This window comes from Streptomyces chartreusis, assembly GCF_008704715.1.
In the GTDB taxonomy this organism is placed as follows: domain Bacteria; phylum Actinomycetota; class Actinomycetes; order Streptomycetales; family Streptomycetaceae; genus Streptomyces; species Streptomyces chartreusis.
On sequence record NZ_CP023689.1, the window covers coordinates 8,858,662 to 8,876,556 of the forward strand.

Genomic DNA, 17,895 nt, shown 5'->3' on the forward strand with positions numbered 1-17,895 from the left:
AGACGCCCGGAATTGAACCGATCGCAGCAATGTTGGCAGCAAATTGCGCTCACTAGGGGCGCACGATTGTGGTACCTCGTAATTGGGCGCAATAATCTGCCATCATGGATGAGGTGGACCGGTCGATTCTGGCCGTGCTCGAACAGAACGGTCGGATCAGCAACAACGAGCTGGCCGCCCGGGTCGGGCTGTCGCCGTCACCGTGTCTGCGACGCGTGCGTCAGCTGGAGGAGGCCGGTGTCATCCGCGGTTACCGGGCGCTGATCGATCCTGCCGCGGTCGGCCGGAGTCTGCGCGTGTTCGCCGGGGTCCGGCTGATGCGGCATACCCGCGCGGACGTGGTCGCGTTCGAGCGCGGGATCACCCAGTTGCCGGAGGTGGTTGCCTGCCACCACATCACCGGCAATTTCGACTACCTGCTTCAGGTCGAGGTCGCCGACCTGCCCGCCTATGAAGACTTCCACGCCAATCAGTTGGCCGCCCTGCCCGGAGTGGCCACGGTCACGAGCTACGTCACCATGAAGACGCTCTCCCCTGAGGCCATCTGACGGCATGGCTTCGGTGACGACGGTGGCGCGCGAGTGCGGGTGGCGGTGCGCGGTCAGAGGCTGACGGTGCCGCGGATGCAGACGGTGGCGGCGCCGCTGACCCAGACGGTGCCGTCCGCATCGGCGTTGATTTCGATGCTGGCGGCCCGTCCCAGACGCGCGCCTTGAGAAACCCGGTAGGAAGTGGGCGCGGCGCCGGTGGCGGTGAGCCACTGTCCGACGCCGGCGTTCATGCTGCCGCACGCGGGGTCCTCGGGCACACCGGCGCCGGGGGCGAAGGTACGCATCTCGAAGTGGTGCTCGGATCCCTCGGGGTGCGCCCCGATCGCGCCGACCATCGCGGTCGGAATGAGGGACAGGTCGGGTTCGAGAGCGAGGACCTCCTGGGCGGTGCCGAGTTGGACCACGGCCCAGCCGGGCCCGTTGTCCACCCACTGGTGCGCGAGGACTCGCTCCCGCGTGATGCCGAAGGCCGCCACGATCTCGTCCAGATAGGCGTCGTCGAGTGCACCGTCCCGCAGGCGTGGCGGGGCGGCGAAGGACAGGGAGGCCTCGCCGCGGCGCACGGTGATCAGGCCGGCGGCGCACTCCTGCACGACGCGGTCGGCGTGCTGCGGGGCGCCGCCGCCGTCCAGCCAGGCACGCGCGGAGCCGAGCGTGGGGTGCCCGGCGAACGGCAATTCGCCCTGAGGCGTGAAGATCCGCAGCCGGTAGTCCGCTTCCGCAGTCGTCGGGGGCAGGACGAACGTGGTCTCGGACAGATTCGTCCAACGCGCCAGCTGCTGCATCTCCTCGTCGGTCAGGTCACTCCCGTCCAGGACGACCGCGACCGGGTTGCCGCGGTAGGGGGTTGTGGAGAACACGTCGACCTGCACGAACGAGCGCGTACGGGACATGATCATCGGTGGTGGCCTTTCGGTAGCGGCGAAAGCGGATCTCCCTCCGGCGGCGGGAGCATGCCCATCCCAGCGGGGGCCTGCGCGGCCGTGACAGGGCCAGTCACTACAAAGTGGACCGATCGACTGGCCTGGGGACTGGTTGCGGCCCACTGGCACCGGCGTGTGCTCGATGGCGTCTTGACGCGGGCGGCGGAACAGGCGATCTTCGCGGCGGTGTCCTGGCCGGACCGTAGCTGGCGCTCGGGCACCAGGCAGTAGGGGTGACGAGCCGCCCCTCCCGGTTGCCTGCCATGAGGAAAGGGACGGGCGGGGTTGTCAGCGTGCTGGCAGGGCGTGACCAGGAGGCCGCCGTGGCGTCGTAGCCGAGCAGGACCTGGCCGGTGCGCGGCGGGCGGTGGGGCGCGCCGAGACCGAGTCCTCCTTCCGGCCCCGCCAGAGGGTGATCCTTTTGCGAGCCTCAGTCGCATGCTGGCAGTGGACTAGTAGAGGGGCGATGCCGATCAACGCGGGCAACGACCGCGTCGCAGTCGGCACCCGCGGATAGCCCCTGCTGGCTACGACGTCGACCACGCCGGCGGCGGAATGCGCGACGGCCGCCCCTGCTCCCAGTCGGGGGCGGCCGCCCAGCCCAGGATGCGCACCGCCGGCCGTCGTTCAGGCCCGGGTGTAGCCGCCGTCGGCGAAGAGTTCGGCGCCGGTGACGAACGACGAGGCGTCCGAAGCCAGGAAGAGAGCGGCCTCGGCGATTTCCTCGGCGTCGGCCAGCCGTCCCAGTGGCACGACGGCCTCGGCGAACTGGTCGACGCCCGGCCCCGCGGCGCCTATCAGGCCAGGGGTCCGTGTGGGTCCGGGGCTGAGCACGTTGACCCGGAATCGGCGATCCCGCGACTGCCGGGACCAGTTGTGGACGAGGTTGCTCACCGCTGCCTTCGAGGCGCTGTAGACCTCGAGGTGCTCGTTGGGCCGCAGGCTGTTGCTCGAGCCGATGACCAGGATGGAGGCGTTCTCCGCCAGCAGCGGAAGCGCCTTCTGAACGGTGAACAGTGGGCCCTTGACGTTGACGGCGAGCGTCAGGTCGACGTTCGCCTCGGTGTGGGCGCCGAGCGAGGCGTCCGCGACGATTCCCGCGTTGGCCACCAGTACGTCGATGCGTCCGGCCTCCTCGCGGACTCGCGCGTAGAGCGCGTCCAGGTCGGCCAGGACCGAGACGTCGGATCGTACGCCGGTGGCCGCCGGGCCCAGCTCCTTGACTGCCGCTTCGAGGCGGTCGATGTCCCGGCCGGTCACGAAGACCCGTGCGCCCTCCCGGACGAAGCGGTGGGCGATGGCCAGCCCGATCCCGCTGGTCCCTCCGGTGATCACGGCCACCTTCTCCTGCAGCACGCCTGGCATGTCGAACCCCTTCAGTTATGGAATCGATCGTCCATAACGTAGGCAGTAATGGACGATCGAGTCAAGAATGGATAGGCTGAAGTCATGCCGAGACCACGCGCATTCGACGAACGCCAAGTCCTGGAGCGGGCCAGGGAACAGTTCTGGGCGACCGGCTATGCAGGAACCCGGATGGACGACATCGCCCAGGCGACCGGCCTGGGCAAGGGCAGCCTGTACGGCGCATTCGGCGACAAGGGCAAGCTGTTCCACCGTGTGTTCGGCGACTGGTGCACCGCAGTCGTTGAAGTGGCCGAAGAGCGGCTGGCAGGTGGCCCGGACGCAGAGGCCTTGGCCCGGCTCTCGGGATACGTGCGCCTGATGGCGGAGAACACCGCCTCCGACACCGAGCGCCGCGGATGCCTGCTGGCCAAGGGCGCGGCGGAACTGGCCCAGCACGATGCGACGGTCGCCGGACGGTCGGCCGAGACCATGACGGCACTGCTGACCCTGCTGCGGACGGAGATCAGCGCCGCCCAGCGCCACGGCGACATCGACAGCGCTGCGGATCCGGAGCGGTTGGCGGCACTGCTGCTGACGGTGGTCCGCGGTATCGAGGCGGTGGGCAAGGCCGGCCTGGACCCGGAGGCGCTGCGGAACATTGCAGACACCGCACTGGCGGTCCTGCCTGTGCCCGAGGGGCAGAAACGCCTCGCGACCGGGCGCAGTCCGGCGCGAGGTGGTTGACGGTGCGCGTGGACAGCGGCAGACGGCACTGGTAGACGAGCGGGCAGGAGCCCTCGGCGTGCTTCTTGGTTTTCGTCACACAATGCCAAAGGCCTTTGGGGGCACGGGGGTTACGCTCGCGCCGCACCACTCCGGGCTGCCCTTGCCGGGCTCGCTCTGGGCGCCGACGCCAGTCAGCAGGTCCGTGGGTCCGGGTCGCCGTCCTGATCGGCCGAGTGGAACAGTTCGATGACACGTTCCTCGTAGCGGACGCGGGCCGGGGAGAAGTCGTACGGCATCTTGCCGATGGCCTCCATCACGCTCATCCTCGCCCCGTCTTCTTCCTCGTCGGCGTGCTCGTCCTCCCGGTCCAGGAGGACGTTGAGGGCCTCTTCCAGGCCGGATCTTTCGATGGCGGCTGCCAGGGCGGTCTCGTGATCACATCGCTGGGCGGCCAGGTCTTCGATGCGCGGGTCGTCGGGGGACATGGTGTCGTCCAGGGCCGCCTCGGCCTCGGTCAGTCGGTCCTCCTCGGCCCGCAGCTCGGGGTGGTTGGCCAGGACGATGAACCGGTCGGCCTGGGTAGCGGCGCCCAGGGGGCCGAAGATGCGCTCCGTGACCAGGAGGGTATCGAGGTCGGCGGAGCGCAGGGCTCCGGGCGGTAGATCGTGCAGGCGGCCAGTGACCAGCGGTGAGAGCAGGCCCAGGGGGCTGCCCACCTCGCGGAGACGGTTCACGGCGGCCCGCTGGGCCTCGATGGCGGCAGCCTTGGAAGCGAGGGACTTCTCCAGGCGGGCCAGGGACTGCTCGATGCTGGTGGTGCCCTGAAAGGCGGCGTGGATGTCATCCAGGGAGATACCCGCATCGGCCATCCTGCGGATCCACAGCAGGCGGATCATGTCGTCGTATCCGTAGCGGCGGCGGTCATCGCTGCCGCGTTCCGGTTCGGCGAGGAGCCCGATGGCGTGGTAGTGGCGGATGGCGCGGGGTGTGGTCCCGGCGAACGCTGCGGCATCGCCGATCTTGACCCGGCGGGGAATCGCAGGAAGGGGCATGCGAGGGAACCTCTCAATGTCGTGCTCGCCGCCTACTGGACCACATGCCGCTACGGCACATGCAAACCCCCTGTGTCGTGGGGGCACGCGCCGGTACTCCCGGACCATCAAAGTCGTACGGACCGCTGTACGGGTTGAGAAGGCGTACCAACAGCCTGAGGGTGGGTGCACGCTGGCGACTTCAGCGTTCAACGGAGTGTGGAGTTTCAACGGGCGCTGTCAGGGCCCCCGCGGCAGCCGTCTACGCTCTCGGGATGCAGCGCAGCAACGTCACGCGGGACGACGGCGCATGGGTGGGCCTGTCCCTGGATGTAGAGGACCGCCGCAGGCCGGGGCTGTGCGTGTTCACTGCCGGGCCGCGACTGTTGCTCTCCCAGCTGTCGCGGCCTGTGCTGCTCGCCGTTGTCGACGAGCAGCTCCAGGGCGTGGACTTCTGGCGCACCGACGAGTACCGCTCCTTCGTCCCGCCCCTGCGCGCCGATGTGGGGCGGGCCCTGGCGGGTAGCCCGGAACGGTGGGCTCACCGCTTCGCGCAGCACCTCGTCGATTCGCCGGACAGCCCGTTGCACGAGGGTAGGTGGTTGCTCTCGCACGAGAGTCCGCTCCAGCGCTGGCGCCACGCTGATACATCGCATGGCGAATACTGGGGCTCGATGCTTGTGGACGGCCATCCCGAGGGCTACGTCGACTGGTTCCTCCATTCTCACTCGTGGGAAGTCCTTCCGCTGCGGCCGATGCCCGATGTCGACGACAGCCGGGTCAAGGCGTATCGGAAGCAGGCCCGTGAAGGGACGCTGCCACCCGTCTTGTTGTGGTGGGTCAGCGGCCTGGACAGTCATCTGATCCTGGACGGTCACGCCCGGCTAGCCGCGGCGATCGCCGAGTCCGTCGAGCCTCCGCTGCTGCAGTTGCACCGCACGGTGCCGCGTGATGACCGGGCCGCGCGCATCGATGAGGCCGTGGGCTTCTACGAGGACGAACTGGCACGCTTCGCCGAACTCCGCACCATCCATGGCCCCACTGTCCCGGACGGTGCCGCCACCGCCGGCCCCCAACTCGTCCGCCTCCTCCACGACCTGAACACCGCGGAGCAGCCGACCTGGGCCTGGCCCCTCCCCGGCGGACTGACTCAGTGGCGTCGCATCGCAGTCGAGGTGACCACCCGCCAGGACTGGCCCCTATGACCTTGCCGTTCCCACTTGGTTCTGTCCGGCCGATCATGTCCGGAGCCAGATGATGGTTGCTGCGACGGTGACGGTACCGAGGTAGACGTATGCGCGCTTGTCGTATCTCGTGGCTCGAACTGCGTGCAGTCCGACCGCAGTCAGCACCTGGGATGCCACCACACCAAATCCGGGTCTGCCAGCGGCTCGTGATGCGTTCGCCCGAGGAGCACCAGGTCCAGGCGCTCCACCTGCACCCGGAGTTCGCTGGCGGCCCCTGGCGGAAGCATGAACAGAGCTTCTTGGCGCTTGTCCCGGGCCCACCCCTCGCCGCAGCACGGGCAGGTGAACTCAGCTTCCCACTGCCTCCATCGGCGCTTGGTGCCGTGGACGCGCACGGACCACACGCTCAGCGCCACTGCCACGATGCCCGGAGACCATCGCTCCCGTTCAAGCGCACGGACGGCGGCATTCGCCGCTCCCGAGAGACCTGGGACATCGCGATACCGCACCCAGGGTCTTCCCCAGCCGCGTTCCCGCGACCGAAGAGAAACTGGTGTTCTACGCGGCACGGCCCCTTCGGATGCAAGTCATGGATGGCACTTTCCCACAGTCCAAGATCGGCCGGACAGAACCCAGCTCCATCAACGTGCCTCAAAGCGTCGCGCACGCTGACGGGGTGCCCTCGTGCTGGTACCAGACGGTGTCCAGCTGACGGCCGTCCGGCAGGGTGTGGCGGGCCGGGCCGGGGGCCGGGACGAAGCCGGCGCTTTCCAGGGCGCGGCGGCATGCGAGGTTCTCCGTCGCCGTGCCCGCCCGTACCGTCGGCAGACCGGCGTGGCCGTGGGCGAACTCCGCGCCCGCCAGGAACAGTTCAGTGCCGAGGCCCCGGCCTCGATGGTCGGGGGCGAGATTGCCGCCCATCTCACCCTTGTCGGGATTGAGTTCGAAGTACCCGGCGTAGCGTCCGGTGTCGCGGCGTACGCAAACCATGAACTCGGGCATCTCGGGGCTGGGTTCGAAGGGCTCGGCAGCCTCTGGGTTGGAACGGATGAACCAACGGGGGGTGGCGCCGTTGGGGCCCATGTCCAGCAGGGCCCGTCTGGCGTCGGCGTCCGGTATGACCTGGTCGGCCTCGTTCCCTTGCCAGCGCTGGGCATCGGGGTCCGCGCCCGCGGAGATGGCCGCCCACACGTCGAGCTTGGTCACCGGGGTGTAGAACAGCAGGCGCCGGGTGGCGAGAGCATGTCGGCCGGGCGTGCACGCGTCCGGGACCGGGAGGCCCGAGGCCGCTCGGCGACGTCGCAGGAGCGACCGAATCATGGAACCCCCCGTTGTTTTCGTCGGCTCAGCCGGTCGGCGCCGGGCGACGGATCCGCTCACACGGCAGTAGATCATGTCCTGCGCTATTCGAGCCGACGGTTACAACCCGCGACGCTTGCGCACAGAACTCAGGACTTGGGTGTTCACCACGCACCCTCGGCCTACGTGCGCATCGGCTCTCGGGTCCTAGAGCTGGCTCAGGCGCTGTCAGCGCCGAGCTGGTGCATCTGGGCGAACAGTCCGCCCTGCGTGAGCAATGCTTGTAACTGACCGATTCGATGATCCGGCCGTGGGCCACGACGACGTGCGCGGCCTTGGTTATCACCCATTGCCTGGCGAACGCCCGCATGAACGTCAGGCCGCGGGCGCTGATGACGGACATTCGGGTGCAGATGAAACCAGCAACCCCCGAACTCCCCACAAGGCTGACTTGCCATGTGGCATACATATCTAGTGCCAGGTCAGGCAACGTCTGCCCTGTCTGCTAACGACCCCTCGGGGCGATGTCCCCGTCGAATGTCCGCGCGTTCGGGGGGGCACGGGCGAGCGCGGGGCAAGTGACCCGAGTCGTCGTTCCGTCGCGAGGCAGCGGCCAATGTTCCAGGGTCAATCAGGTCAAGCCGGAACTCGCGTGGACCGGTATCGCATCGAGATGGCTCCCGACCGGAACTCACGGCGATCCACGAGCTCGACCTGGATGCGCTCGCGCAGACCGGCGAGCAACGTCGGCCCGTGCCCGGCAAGGACCGGCTGTACAAGGAACTCGTACTCGTCGATCAGTCCCAGGTCTGCCAACGCCAGGGGGAGCGTCACGCCGCCCACCCACAGGCCCTCGCCTGGCTCCTGCTTGAGCCGCTGAACCGCTTGCCCCAAGTCGCCCCGCAGCAGCTCAGCATTCCAATCAGCCTCGCTCAGTGTGCTCGACACGACGTACTTCTCCGCCCGGTCGATGCTCTCGGCGAAGGGGACCTCCCACTCACTCATCCAGTCAGGCCACGTGCCCGTGGACGGCTTCCGCCACGCCGACTCCATCATCTCGTAGGTCACCCGGCCGAATAGCAGGGCATCGGCTCGTTCCATCTCGGCGGTCCAGTAGCGCATCGACTCCTCGTCCGGCGGGAGCCCTGCCTCGTGATGGCAGCAGCCGTCGAGCGTGACGTTGATCGAGTATCGAAGTGGTCTCATCTCGCTGCTCTCCCTCGATACGCGCTCCGAGTTCACCGGACCGTATTCAGACGATTGTCGGCGCCATTTCTGATCGGCGCTCCGATCGGACCTACTCAACACCGTTGCGATGCAAATTGCTGTCGGGAGAGAAGTCCACGGCCACCTGGTCGAGCCTGATGCCGTCCCCCTGCTCGTCACGGCGCAGCGTGCTGTGCGGGAAGGCGTCGCTGGCGTCGTTGCTGATGGCCAGCTTGAACCCGGGCTCCACGGCATTTCCGCAGCCGGCATGTCGCTGACCATCGGCAGCCGGTGGCCTACTTGGTGGCCCAGTAGCCCAAGCTGTTCCGGTCCCCCTCTGCTGCCCGGCGTGGCGCGTCCGGCGATCCCAGCAGACCGTACGGCAGATATCCGGACCGGACACCGAGGTCCCAGCCATGGATCTGGACGGCGAGGCAGGCCAGGGCGAGGGTGCCTAGGGGGAGGAGGGACCGGGGTGCGGGATCACCTTCGGCCTCGACGCTCTCCCGGTACGCGACCAGCCGGGCGACGAGGGCGTCCTCGAAGGCGTGCTGATCGTCGTCGAGGAGTACGCGGAGCAGCCGCTGGTCCGCGCTCAGCGCGTCGCCGACCTCGTCGAGCCGGCGGGCGGCCTCCGCGCGCTCCCCGGCGTCGGGCTTGCGCAGCGGAACCGTCGGCCAGTCGCGGGGCAGATGCCCGGCCGCCTCGGTGAGATAGGGGCACAGGGCGTCCATGGCGGCGAGGTCCGCGGGGTCGGAGACGGAGGTGTAGCGGTTGTAAGGCACGCCGTTACGGATGGCGGGCGCGTAGTCGCCGCGCAGCAGCAGCCCGGTGACCCGCTCCCGGTCCCACACATGCCCGCTGACGACACACATCTCGAACATGTCGAGCCAGGTCCGCGCGGTCGGCGCTTCCTTGACGACGTCCCGGAAGGTGATGGGACCGTCCCCGAACTCGTCGTCGTCCGGGTCCGTGCTGATCCGCTCCCCGACGAGGGGGAACCGGAGTTCCTGGTCCCCGTCCGGGAAGCACATGATGCTCAGCACTCCGTGCACACACTCTGCGGCGGTGACGGCGACCGTGCCGGCCGCGGCGTCGAGGCCCGGCTCCGTCACCGTTCGCGCGGCGACATGGTCGAGCAGTTCGTCCGCCATGGCCCGGATCAGCGTCGGCGAGATGCTGGCGTACCGCAGCGAGTGCCACCGCGTGTAGGCCCGTCCGTCGATGTCGTCGAGCGCCTCGGCCAACCGCTGCTCGCCGACCTGATGGCATGTCACATCCCGCACGTGCCCCGTCCCTTCATGAACTCCACGACTGGACGAAGCACGCTATCAACGGGCACTGACAGCCCCGGGGAGCTGGTGACTCGTGATCGGCTTCCGGCGGGCCTAGAACACGCGGCTTACTGCGAGTACCCGGATGACGCCGACTGGATCCTTGCTGCCCCTGAAGATCACCCGTGCTGGGTGGGTCGGATCCGGACCGGCGGCGGGGAATCAGCGGTCACCAGTGTTTCGGCTCCTGTTGACCGCCCTCCCGTCCGTCACCGCCGCGCAGTGCCGTGGTACCGCTGCGCCAGCCGTGCGAGTGCGACCGCGCCGAGCAGCAGGCCGAAGTCGCGAAGTGCGACGTCGTAGTAGTCGGGGATCGTCAGGAGGTTGATGATGATCCCCGCGAGCCAGCCGGCCACCAGCCAGCCCCCGAAGCGAGGGGCCACCGCGACGACCAGTCCGGCGATGATCTCGATGACGCCGACGGCGTACATGGCGTCCTGCGCGCTGCCCGGGACCACGTCGTTGATCCACGGGGCGAGGTAGCCCGGCCAGTCGACGAGCAGGTTGGCGAATTTGTCGAGCCCGAACAGCACGGGGGCGACGGTGAACCCGACGCGCAGGATCCAGAAGGCCTGGTAGCCGGGGTCGGTGGCGATGGCCTGCCGCGCGGTGACGGGTGTGGCCGTTGAGGGTGCGGGTGCAGGTGTGGACGACATGACGCCCTCCTTCTATGAACAACGTCTCTTGTCGATAGAAGCGCATCCCGTTTCTTTAGTCAATGGAGGTTGGTTTTACACTGGTGTTCGTGGACCACTCGAAGGAAGCACCCCGCGACGACCTCTCCGCGGTAGCGGCGCTGGACGAGCCGACGCGCCGTCGGCTGTACGAGCACGTGGCGCGCAGTTCCGGCGCCGTGGGCCGGGACGACGCGGCCGAGGCACTGGGCCTGGCCCGGCAGACCGCGGCGTTCCATCTGGACCGCCTGGCCGACGAAGGGCTGCTGGACGTCGTCTACGAGCGGCGCAGCGGACGGACCGGACCGGGCGCCGGGCGGCCGGCCAAGCTGTACCGCCGCTCCGAGCGGGAGGTCGGCGTCAGCGTGCCCGCGCGGCAGTACGAGATGGCCGGGCAGCTGCTGGCCGAGGCGGTGGAGGAGTCCGACAGCACTGGCGAACCGGTCCGCGCGGTGCTGAACCGCAAGGCGGCCGAGCTGGGTGAGCGGCTGGGCGGCGAGGCCATGACAGGCGTCATCGACCTACTGGAGCGGTACGGCTTCGAGCCGCGCCGCGAGGGGGACACCGTCGTCCTCGGGAACTGTCCCTTCCACCTGCTCGCGCGCAAGCACGTCGAAACGGTGTGCGGCATGAACCTCCACCTGCTGCGCGGAGCGCTCGCCACCTCGGGCGACACCGCCTACCAGGCATGCCTTGACCCGGCTCCCGGTCGCTGCTGTGTGGTGCTGGAGCCGGCTCCCTGAGGCTTCTGAGGGGGAGGGGTCGACTGTCAGGGCAGGGGAGTGCCTCCGGTGGAGTTAAGGATCTCCGCCGTGATGAAGCCGGCCCGCGGCGAGGCCAGGAAGACGTACGCGGGTGCCATCTCGGCGGGTTGGGCGGGCCGGCCCAGCGGGGACTGCTTTCCGAACTCGACCGTGTCCGGCATCGTCGCCGGGATCAACGGCGTCCACACCGGGCCGGGTGCCACCGCGTTGACCCGTATGCCGTCACCGGCCACCATCTGCGCGAGCCCCTGTGTGAAGGTCACGATGGCGCCCTTGGTCCATCGCGTAGTCCAGCAGGTGCGGGCTGGGCTTGTAGGCCTGCACGGATGCGGAGTTGATGATGGAGCCGCCCGAGGGAATGTGCGGCAGGGCCATCTTGCACAGCCAGAACATGCCGTAGAGGTTCGTCCGTACGACACGGTCGAACTGGTCCGTGGAGATGGCCTCTATGCCGTCCGGCTGTGACATCTGATAAGCGGCGTTGTTGACGAGGACGTCTATGCGTCCGAATTCGTCGACGGCGCGATCCACCAGCTGCCGGCACGCGTCCTCCGTACGGATGTCGCAGGACACGGCGACGGCCTTGCGGCCCGCTTCCTCCACGAGGGCGGTGGTCTCCTCGGCGTCCGCTTTCTCGTCCGGCAGGTGGGTGAAGAGCACATCGGCGCCCTCGCGGGCGTAGGCGAGCGCGACGGCTCGGCCGATGCCGGAGTCGCCGCCGGTCACCACCGCCTTGCGGTCGGCCAGGAGGCCACTGCCTTCGTAGGAGTCCTCGCCGTGGTCGGGCGGCGGGTCCATGGGGCCGGTCCAGCCCGGGTGCTCCTGGTCCTGGGCGGGAAAGTCGGGGCGGGGGTGCTTCGGGGTGGGGCCCTCGGTCATGTGTGCCTGCCTCCTTCTGCGTCGCTCAACGACATGAGCAGGGCGCTGTGCTGCTGTCTCCAGGCCTTGAGCAGGTGGGCGCTGAGCCGGTCCTCGAGGAAGCCGGTGGCGTGAACGCCGAAGGCGATGTCGGGTTCCAGGTGCGGCTCGTCGGCCAGGAGTCCGCCGACCACCTCGTGGCGTACGACCTGCTCGTGCACCGCGTCCGCTGTCACGTGCTCGTCGTAGAAACGCTGAGCGGCCGCTCCCGCGCCCATGCGGCGCAGCGCCGCGGCCAGTCGGCGGGAGCCCGGCGACGACGTCACCTCCACCGTCGCGAAGTGGCCGACGAGTGCGCCGCGCAGAGCCCGGTGCAGTCCGAACAGGGACATCAGGTTCACGGTGGCGAGCGCCTCGGCGGGGGCGGCGTCCAGGTAGTGGCCGTAGGCCGTCTCCAGGCCGAGGTCATCCATCAGGTCGGAGAAGAGCCGGGAGTGGATGTCCTCCGCTCGGCCGGCGCCGAACTCGTCGTACTCGATCGCCACCATGCCCGCCTTGGCCCGGCCGCGCAGCCGGGGAATGACCCAGGCGCGGAAGGGCGGCGGCCGATGAGCCCCCGCAGGCAGCGCGGCGAACAACTGATGGTGGACCGAGCCGAGTTCACCTCCTACTACGGCCGCCCTGTCATCAAGGCCCCCTCGTGGTCGGCACGGGACATCGCCGGCTACTTCTTCCTCGGCGGACTCGCGGGCGCCGGCTCGGTGCTGGCCGCCGGCGCCCAGCTCACCGGCCGCCGCAGGACCGCCACCGCGATGAAGGTTTCCTCGCTGACCGCGGTGTCCCTCTCCGCGGCGGCCCTGGTGCACGACCTGGGACGTCCCGCCCGCTTCTCCCACATGCTCCGGGTGCTCAAACCGACCTCCCCGATGAGCGTGGGGTCGTGGCTGCTCGCCGCGTACGGACCCGCCGCCGGGGCAGCCGCCCTCAGCGCCGTGACCGGCCGCGCGCCCAGGACAGGGGCCGCCGCCACGGGCGTGGCAGCGGCGCTCGGCCCGGCCCTCGCCGCGTACACCGCCGTGCTGGCCGCCGACACGGCCGTACCCGCCTGGCACGGAGCCCACCGTGAACTGCCTTATCTGTTCGCCGCGTCCGCGACCGCAGCGGCCTCCGGTATGGCTTTGGTCGCTGCGCCGCGCGCCGAGAACGCCCCCGTGCGGTGGGCCGCCGGCATCGCGGCCGCCGGCGACGTGCTCGCGGCCACGGCGGCCGAGCGCGAACTCGGACCGCTGGTCGCGGAAACCTGGCGTCAGGGAGGCGGGGGACGTCTGTTGCGGGCCGCGCGCGTGCTGACCCTGTCCGGGGGAGCGGGCGCCGCGCTCCTCGCCGGCCGAGGCCGCCCCGCCGCCGTGGCCAGCGGCCTCGCCCTCCTCGCGGGCTCCGCCTGCACCCGCTTCGGCGTCTTCGCCGCGGGCATCGCCTCGGCCCAGGACCCCAAGTACGTCGTCGTACCGCAGCGCGCCCGCCTGGACGCCCGCGAGGTCGGCTGACCGAGCTACGGGCCGTCGGACGGTTCGTCCGAGGGGTTGCTCCGGACGCAACGGTGTCCCGAGCCGGCTCCGCCGCTGAGGCTGGTCCCACGTCCGATCTCTCTCGGGCTCGGGTGTGTGCGAGGGAAGTCCTGGGTGGTTTGGCCTCGCGGGTATCGATGCCGTGTGGACTCCGGCCGATACGGGGCACACGGGAGGGGACGGCGGGACCTGGCGCGCAGGGGCGTGCCGGGGCCGGGGTGGGCGTCGGGTCGAGCTTGGAGGCGTGAGGTGGAAGGGACGCAGGACGCGAGGGCCGTCCGGAGAGATACTGTTCCGGCCGTGCCCGCCGCGCTGTCGCAGGCGCTCGAAGCCATCGGCGCCGGGGCCTACGTCGTGGACGAGCGGGGCTGCATCATCGCGGTCAACGCCGGCGCCGAGGATGTGCTCGGCAGGTCCGCCGACGACCTTCTCGGCTACGACGCGCACGACCTGCTGCACCGCGGCCCCCAGGGCCAGCCGCTGCCGCGCAGCCAGTGCGCCATGCGGCAGGCGTTCCACGACGGTCGCCCCGCCCAGGCCGACGAGGACTACTTCGCGCTGGCCGACGGCACCGTGCGGCCCATCTCGTGGCTGATCACGCCGTACGACACCGGCGACCACCAGGCCCGCACCCTGGTCGTCTTCCACCCCCGCCAGGACGGGCAGGAGACCGGACCACGACCGGTACCGCCGGAGCCCGCCCTGGCCGAGCTGGAGCGGCTGGCCCTGCTGGCGGAGGCCACCGCACAGCTGACCTCCACGCTCGACATCGAGGACGCGATGCAACGGCTGACCGTCCTCGTGGTGCCCCGGCTCGCGGACTGGGTGATCGTCGACCTGCTCACCGAGCGGGACGAGGTGTGGCGAGCCGTCGTCGTCCACGCGGACGGCGAGACTCTCACGCACCACGAGGACCTTCAGGGGCCGATGCCGCCGGTGCTCGAGGAATCCCTGATGCCACTGTCCCGGGCCCTGCGAGGCGTGGCCTCCACGGTGACCGGACCCGAGACCTACCATCGCGTGCCGGACTCCGGCATCGCGGTCGAGCAGCGCCGCCTGTTCGACACGACCGGCATGCACTCGGCGGCCATCGCACCCATCCGCGGCACCCGCGAGATGCTGGGTGCCCTGACCCTGGGCCGCGCCGAGGACCCGGTGCCCTTCACCACCGCCGACCTCCCGCTGGTCGAGGACATCGCGCGCCGCGCCGGCCTCGCCCTGGACAACGCCCGCCTCTACCAGCGTCAGCGCAAGGTCGCCGAGACCATGCAGAACCATCTGCTGCCGCAGATGCCGGGCGTCCCGGGCCTGCAGATGACCGCCCGCTACCTGCCCGCCCCCGACGCCTCACAGGTGGGCGGCGACTGGTACGACGCGTTCCCCCTGTCGGACGGAGCGACCGCGCTGGCCATCGGCGACGTCGTCGGCCACGACCTGGAGGCGGCTGCCGGCATGGCGCAGGTGCGCAACATGCTGCGCGCCTACGCCTGGGCGCAGCATGAACCACCCAGCCGGATCGTGGAACGGCTCGACGAGGCGATGGAGCACATCACCGACGTCGACATGGCCACCATGATCTACGCCCGGATCGAAGTGCTGGAGGACGGTCACTGGCAGCTGTCCTGGACCAACGCGGGCCACCCTCCGCCGCTGTTGATCAGCCAGGACGGCGTGGCCCGCTATCTCGACGCTGGCCACGGCGTCGCCCTGGGCACGGGACTGCGCACCTCGCGACCGGACGCCGAAGTGGTGCTGCGGCCCGGATCCACGCTGGTGCTGTACACCGACGGCCTCGTCGAGGACCCCGGCCGCATCATCGACGTGGGCCTGAACCGTCTGCGCCGGCACGCGGCCGCCCTCGTGCACCGCCCCCTCGCCGCCTTCGCCGACCAGGTCCTGCACCGCGTCCGCCCCACCGACAACGACGACGACGTGGCCCTGCTCGCACTGCGCGCCCCCGCCTGAACCGTCCGATCTGTGCATCCGGTGCGAGGCCGCGCCGGAACTCCTTCGGTCACAGCGCAGCGCTCACCTCGCCGATCGCCGTGTCCAGGATCGACAGGCCGAGGGCCAGTTCGTCCTCCGTCGCCGTGAGTGGGGGTGCGATGCGGAAGACGCCGCCCATGCCGGGGAGTTGGACGATGTTCATGTGCAGGCCGAGTTCGAGGCAGCGGCGGGTGACCTGGGCGCCCAGCTTGTCGGAGCTCTGCTTGGTCTCGCGGTCGACGACGAGTTCCAGGCCGGCGAGCAGCCCGCGGCCGCGGATGTCGCCGATGACCTCGTGGCGGGTGGCCATGTCCTCCAGGCCGGCGCGCAGGAAGGTGCCGAGGCTGCGGGCGCGCTCGTCCAGGCGGTCCCTGGTCAGTACGTCGAGGACGGTGTTGCCCACGGCGGCCACCAGCGGGTCGGAGACATGCGTGGTGAAGAAGAGGAAGCCGCGGTCGTACGCCTCCTGCTCGATCTCGGCGCTGGTGAGGACGGCCGCCAGCGGCAGGCCCGCGCCGAGGGTCTTGGAGAGGGTGAGGATGTCGGGGACCACGCCGTCCCGTTCGAAGGCGTACCAGGTGCCCGTGCGGCACAGACCGGTCTGGGCCTCGTCGAGGATCAGGAGCATGCCGCGCTCGCGGCACTTGCGCTGGAGGGCCGCGAAGTAGCCGGGCGGCGGTTCGATGATGCCGCCGGAGCTGAGGATCGGTTCCACGAGGCAGGCGGCGAGGCTGCCGGTGGACTGGGCGTCGATGAGGTCGAAGGCGAAGTCCAGTTGGCGGCGCCAGTCGAGCTCACCGTCGGGCGTGGTGAAGTCGGGGCGGTAGGAGTTGGGGACGGGGATCGCGAAGTTGCCGGGGGCGGACGGGCCGTAACCCTTGCGGCCCGTGCTGTAGGTGGCGGACGCGGCGGCCTGGGTCATGCCGTGCCAGGACCGGGCGAACGACACGATCTCGTGCTTGCCGGTGACGAGCTTGGCCATCCGGATGGCGGCCTCGTTCGACTCGGCACCGGTGGTCAGGAGCAGCGCCTTGTCCAACGGCGCGGGCAGCGTCTCGGCGAGGCGCCGGGCCAGGTCGACGACGGGGCGGCTGAGCATGCCGCTGTAGAGGTGGTCGAGCGTGGCGACCTGGCGCTGGACGGTCTCCACGATCGCCGGGTGCGAGTGCCCGAGGATCGCGCTCATCTGGCCGGACGTGAAGTCGAGGATCTTCCGGCCGTCCTCGCTGTACACGAAGCTGCCGGCGGCGCGCTCGATGATCTCGCGGGTGAACCCGCCGCCGTAGCGGACGAGGTGCCGGTCCGCATCGGACCAGAACGTGGACTCAGGGGCCGTAAGGACAGTGGATGTCGGGGTCTCAGCAGCCATGACTCCGACGGTAGGACCGCGGCGAGCGCCACGTCCATCACACAATTCCGGCTGTGCTGTTCGGAAAAGCCGTACAACAATGGGGCGGTGATGAATCCCTGGAGGCTGAGGCTGCTGACTCAGCTGGACACGCTGGGTACGGTCCGGGCGGTGGCCCAGGCCGCCAATCTGAGCCCGTCGAGTGTGTCGCAGCAGCTCGCCGTGCTCGAGACCGAGACGGGCACTCAGCTGCTGGAACGCACGGGGCGCCGGGTACGGCTGACCTCGGCCGGGCTGATCCTGGCGCGGCGCGCGCGGGCCATCCTCGATCACATGGACACCGTGGAGGCGGAGCTGCGCGGGTTCGGTGAGGAGCCGTCGGGCCTGGTGCGGCTCGGGGCGTTCCAGAGCGTGGTGCACACGATGGCCGTACCGGCCGTGACACGCCTGTCCCGCGAGTATCCCCATCTCGACGTCCAGCTCCTGGAGTTGGAGCCGCACGAGAGTGTGCCGGCGTTGCGGGTCGGCGACGCGGACCTCGTGATCACGACCACGGACTTCGCCGAACTGCCGCTCGGCCCGGACCTCGACCTCCTGCCGCTGGCGACGGATCCGATCCTGCTGGTGCTGCCGCCCGAGCACCCGGCCGCCGGGCGCGAGCCCGCGGACCTCACCGCGTTCGCCGAAGAACCATGGGCCTTCGACATCCCCCAGTCGTACATGGCGAATCTCGCGCTGCGGCTGTGCCGACAGGCGCGGTTCGAGCCCCGTGTGGTCGCCCGTTTCAGCAACTACATGCTGACCTTGGAGCTTGTCGAGGCCGGCCATGCGGTCGCACTGCTGCCGGGCCTGGCTGTCGACGCCGGCCGCTTTCGCGTCGTCACGCGGGAGCTGACCAGCCCGGTGACCCGTACGATCACGGCCGCGATCCGCAGGGGTGTGCCGCCTCGCGCGGCGGTGCGTGTGGTGCTCGACGCGCTGCGTCCGCCCGCGGCCGGGGACGTGTGATCAGCGGTACGCATCGGCTGAGGCCGCCGACCACACTCGACCCTGCAGTCGGGAAGGCGGGGATGAGGGCCCCGTCGCGACGGGG

The 17,895-nt window shown here is 69.9% G+C and carries 16 protein-coding genes and 2 pseudogenes; 7 read left to right on the forward strand and 11 right to left on the reverse strand.

Features of this window, described 5'->3' with window-relative positions:
- Positions 1-104: 104 nt before the first annotated feature.
- Positions 105-548 carry an Lrp/AsnC family transcriptional regulator gene (locus tag CP983_RS39325; protein WP_107911439.1) on the forward strand — a complete coding sequence of 148 codons (444 nt, stop codon included), beginning with the start codon at positions 105-107 and terminating at the stop codon, positions 546-548.
- Positions 549-601: 53 nt separating this feature from the next.
- Here CP983_RS39325 and CP983_RS39330 read toward each other — a convergent pair whose 3' ends face one another.
- Complete coding sequence (locus CP983_RS39330; RefSeq protein WP_150505044.1) at positions 602-1,444, reverse strand: PhzF family phenazine biosynthesis protein; 843 nt, start codon at positions 1,442-1,444, stop codon at positions 602-604.
- Between the two features lie 657 nt (positions 1,445-2,101).
- Positions 2,102-2,839, reverse strand: a complete 738-nt coding sequence (locus CP983_RS39335; protein WP_150505046.1) for an SDR family NAD(P)-dependent oxidoreductase — start codon at positions 2,837-2,839, stop codon at positions 2,102-2,104.
- A gap of 84 nt (positions 2,840-2,923) precedes the next feature.
- Between CP983_RS39335 and CP983_RS39340 the strand changes: the two genes are divergently transcribed.
- Positions 2,924-3,565 (forward strand): TetR/AcrR family transcriptional regulator, encoded by a 642-nt coding sequence (locus CP983_RS39340; protein WP_150505048.1) that lies wholly within the window; start codon positions 2,924-2,926, stop codon positions 3,563-3,565.
- Between the two features lie 173 nt (positions 3,566-3,738).
- Here CP983_RS39340 and CP983_RS39350 read toward each other — a convergent pair whose 3' ends face one another.
- Positions 3,739-4,599, reverse strand: a complete 861-nt coding sequence (locus CP983_RS39350; RefSeq protein WP_150505050.1) for a MerR family transcriptional regulator — start codon at positions 4,597-4,599, stop codon at positions 3,739-3,741.
- A gap of 254 nt (positions 4,600-4,853) precedes the next feature.
- Between CP983_RS39350 and CP983_RS39355 the strand changes: the two genes are divergently transcribed.
- Entirely contained in the window at positions 4,854-5,783 is a 930-nt protein-coding gene (locus CP983_RS39355; protein ID WP_150505051.1) for a hypothetical protein, read from the forward strand.
- Between the two features lie 633 nt (positions 5,784-6,416).
- On the opposite strand, the gene CP983_RS39360 is transcribed toward CP983_RS39355, so the two are convergent.
- The 5 genes from CP983_RS39360 to CP983_RS39375 all read right to left on the reverse strand — a co-directional run bounded on the left by CP983_RS39360 (position 6,417) and on the right by CP983_RS39375 (position 10,260).
- Complete coding sequence (locus CP983_RS39360) at positions 6,417-7,085, reverse strand: GNAT family N-acetyltransferase (RefSeq protein ID WP_150505053.1); 669 nt, start codon at positions 7,083-7,085, stop codon at positions 6,417-6,419.
- 615 nt (positions 7,086-7,700) lie between these two features.
- A complete protein-coding gene (locus tag CP983_RS39365; RefSeq protein WP_150505055.1) occupies positions 7,701-8,270 on the reverse strand; it encodes a dihydrofolate reductase family protein in 570 nt (189 codons plus the stop codon).
- A gap of 91 nt (positions 8,271-8,361) precedes the next feature.
- On the reverse strand, positions 8,362-8,520 hold the full coding sequence (locus tag CP983_RS44205; RefSeq protein WP_167537827.1) for a hypothetical protein: 159 nt from the start codon (positions 8,518-8,520) through the stop codon (positions 8,362-8,364).
- 46 nt (positions 8,521-8,566) lie between these two features.
- Positions 8,567-9,556 (reverse strand): immunity 49 family protein, encoded by a 990-nt coding sequence (locus CP983_RS39370; protein ID WP_150505057.1) that lies wholly within the window; start codon positions 9,554-9,556, stop codon positions 8,567-8,569.
- 257 nt (positions 9,557-9,813) lie between these two features.
- The gene (locus CP983_RS39375) at positions 9,814-10,260 is read right to left on the reverse strand and encodes a hypothetical protein (protein ID WP_189748831.1); all 447 of its coding nucleotides are present in this window, start codon (positions 10,258-10,260) and stop codon (positions 9,814-9,816) included.
- An 83-nt stretch (positions 10,261-10,343) separates the two neighbouring features.
- Here CP983_RS39375 and CP983_RS39380 point away from each other — a divergent pair, with 83 nt between their 5' ends.
- Complete coding sequence (locus CP983_RS39380) at positions 10,344-11,021, forward strand: helix-turn-helix transcriptional regulator (protein ID WP_229914860.1); 678 nt, start codon at positions 10,344-10,346, stop codon at positions 11,019-11,021.
- A gap of 26 nt (positions 11,022-11,047) precedes the next feature.
- Here CP983_RS39380 and CP983_RS39385 read toward each other — a convergent pair.
- Together CP983_RS39385 and CP983_RS39390 are read right to left on the reverse strand one after the other, a co-directional pair.
- Positions 11,048-11,921, reverse strand: a pseudogene (locus CP983_RS39385) (SDR family oxidoreductase).
- A pseudogene (locus CP983_RS39390) lies at positions 11,918-12,568 on the reverse strand (iron-containing redox enzyme family protein); the annotation flags it as partial. The pseudogenes CP983_RS39385 and CP983_RS39390, both read right to left, overlap by 4 nt.
- Between CP983_RS39390 and nrfD the strand changes: the two are divergent.
- Positions 12,509-13,447, forward strand: coding sequence for an NrfD/PsrC family molybdoenzyme membrane anchor subunit (gene nrfD / locus CP983_RS39395; protein WP_229914818.1), 939 nt, complete (start codon positions 12,509-12,511; stop codon positions 13,445-13,447). The pseudogene CP983_RS39390 and the gene nrfD overlap by 60 nt on opposite strands.
- Positions 13,448-13,717: 270 nt before the next feature.
- On the forward strand, positions 13,718-15,433 hold the full coding sequence (locus CP983_RS39400) for a SpoIIE family protein phosphatase (protein ID WP_150505061.1): 1,716 nt from the start codon (positions 13,718-13,720) through the stop codon (positions 15,431-15,433).
- 49 nt (positions 15,434-15,482) lie between these two features.
- Here the strand turns inward: CP983_RS39400 and CP983_RS39405 are convergent, their stop codons facing one another.
- The gene (locus tag CP983_RS39405) at positions 15,483-16,823 is read right to left on the reverse strand and encodes an aspartate aminotransferase family protein (RefSeq protein ID WP_150505063.1); all 1,341 of its coding nucleotides are present in this window, start codon (positions 16,821-16,823) and stop codon (positions 15,483-15,485) included.
- Positions 16,824-16,913: 90 nt separating this feature from the next.
- On the opposite strand from CP983_RS39405, the gene CP983_RS39410 reads away from it, so the two are divergent.
- Positions 16,914-17,810 carry a LysR family transcriptional regulator gene (locus CP983_RS39410; RefSeq protein ID WP_208852847.1) on the forward strand — a complete coding sequence of 299 codons (897 nt, stop codon included), beginning with the start codon at positions 16,914-16,916 and terminating at the stop codon, positions 17,808-17,810.
- The last annotated feature ends 85 nt before the right edge of the window (positions 17,811-17,895 follow it).

What these genes read in the sequence shown, in the direction of transcription:
- CP983_RS39325 (WP_107911439.1), top strand. Translation starts at nt 105, where the DNA reads ATGGATGAGGTGGACCGGTCGATTCTGGCCGTGCTCGAACAGAACGGT.
- CP983_RS39330 (WP_150505044.1), bottom strand. Translation starts at nt 1,444, where the DNA reads ATGTCCCGTACGCGCTCGTTCGTGCAGGTCGACGTGTTCTCCACAACC.
- CP983_RS39335 (WP_150505046.1), bottom strand. Translation starts at nt 2,839, where the DNA reads ATGCCAGGCGTGCTGCAGGAGAAGGTGGCCGTGATCACCGGAGGGACC.
- CP983_RS39340 (WP_150505048.1), top strand. Translation starts at nt 2,924, where the DNA reads ATGCCGAGACCACGCGCATTCGACGAACGCCAAGTCCTGGAGCGGGCC.
- CP983_RS39350 (WP_150505050.1), bottom strand. Translation starts at nt 4,599, where the DNA reads ATGCCCCTTCCTGCGATTCCCCGCCGGGTCAAGATCGGCGATGCCGCA.
- CP983_RS39355 (WP_150505051.1), top strand. Translation starts at nt 4,854, where the DNA reads ATGCAGCGCAGCAACGTCACGCGGGACGACGGCGCATGGGTGGGCCTG.
- CP983_RS39360 (WP_150505053.1), bottom strand. Translation starts at nt 7,085, where the DNA reads ATGATTCGGTCGCTCCTGCGACGTCGCCGAGCGGCCTCGGGCCTCCCG.
- CP983_RS39365 (WP_150505055.1), bottom strand. Translation starts at nt 8,270, where the DNA reads ATGAGACCACTTCGATACTCGATCAACGTCACGCTCGACGGCTGCTGC.
- CP983_RS39375 (WP_189748831.1), bottom strand. Translation starts at nt 10,260, where the DNA reads ATGTCGTCCACACCTGCACCCGCACCCTCAACGGCCACACCCGTCACC.
- nrfD (WP_229914818.1), top strand. Translation starts at nt 12,509, where the DNA reads ATGAGCCCCCGCAGGCAGCGCGGCGAACAACTGATGGTGGACCGAGCC.
- CP983_RS39405 (WP_150505063.1), bottom strand. Translation starts at nt 16,823, where the DNA reads ATGGCTGCTGAGACCCCGACATCCACTGTCCTTACGGCCCCTGAGTCC.
- CP983_RS39410 (WP_208852847.1), top strand. Translation starts at nt 16,914, where the DNA reads ATGAATCCCTGGAGGCTGAGGCTGCTGACTCAGCTGGACACGCTGGGT.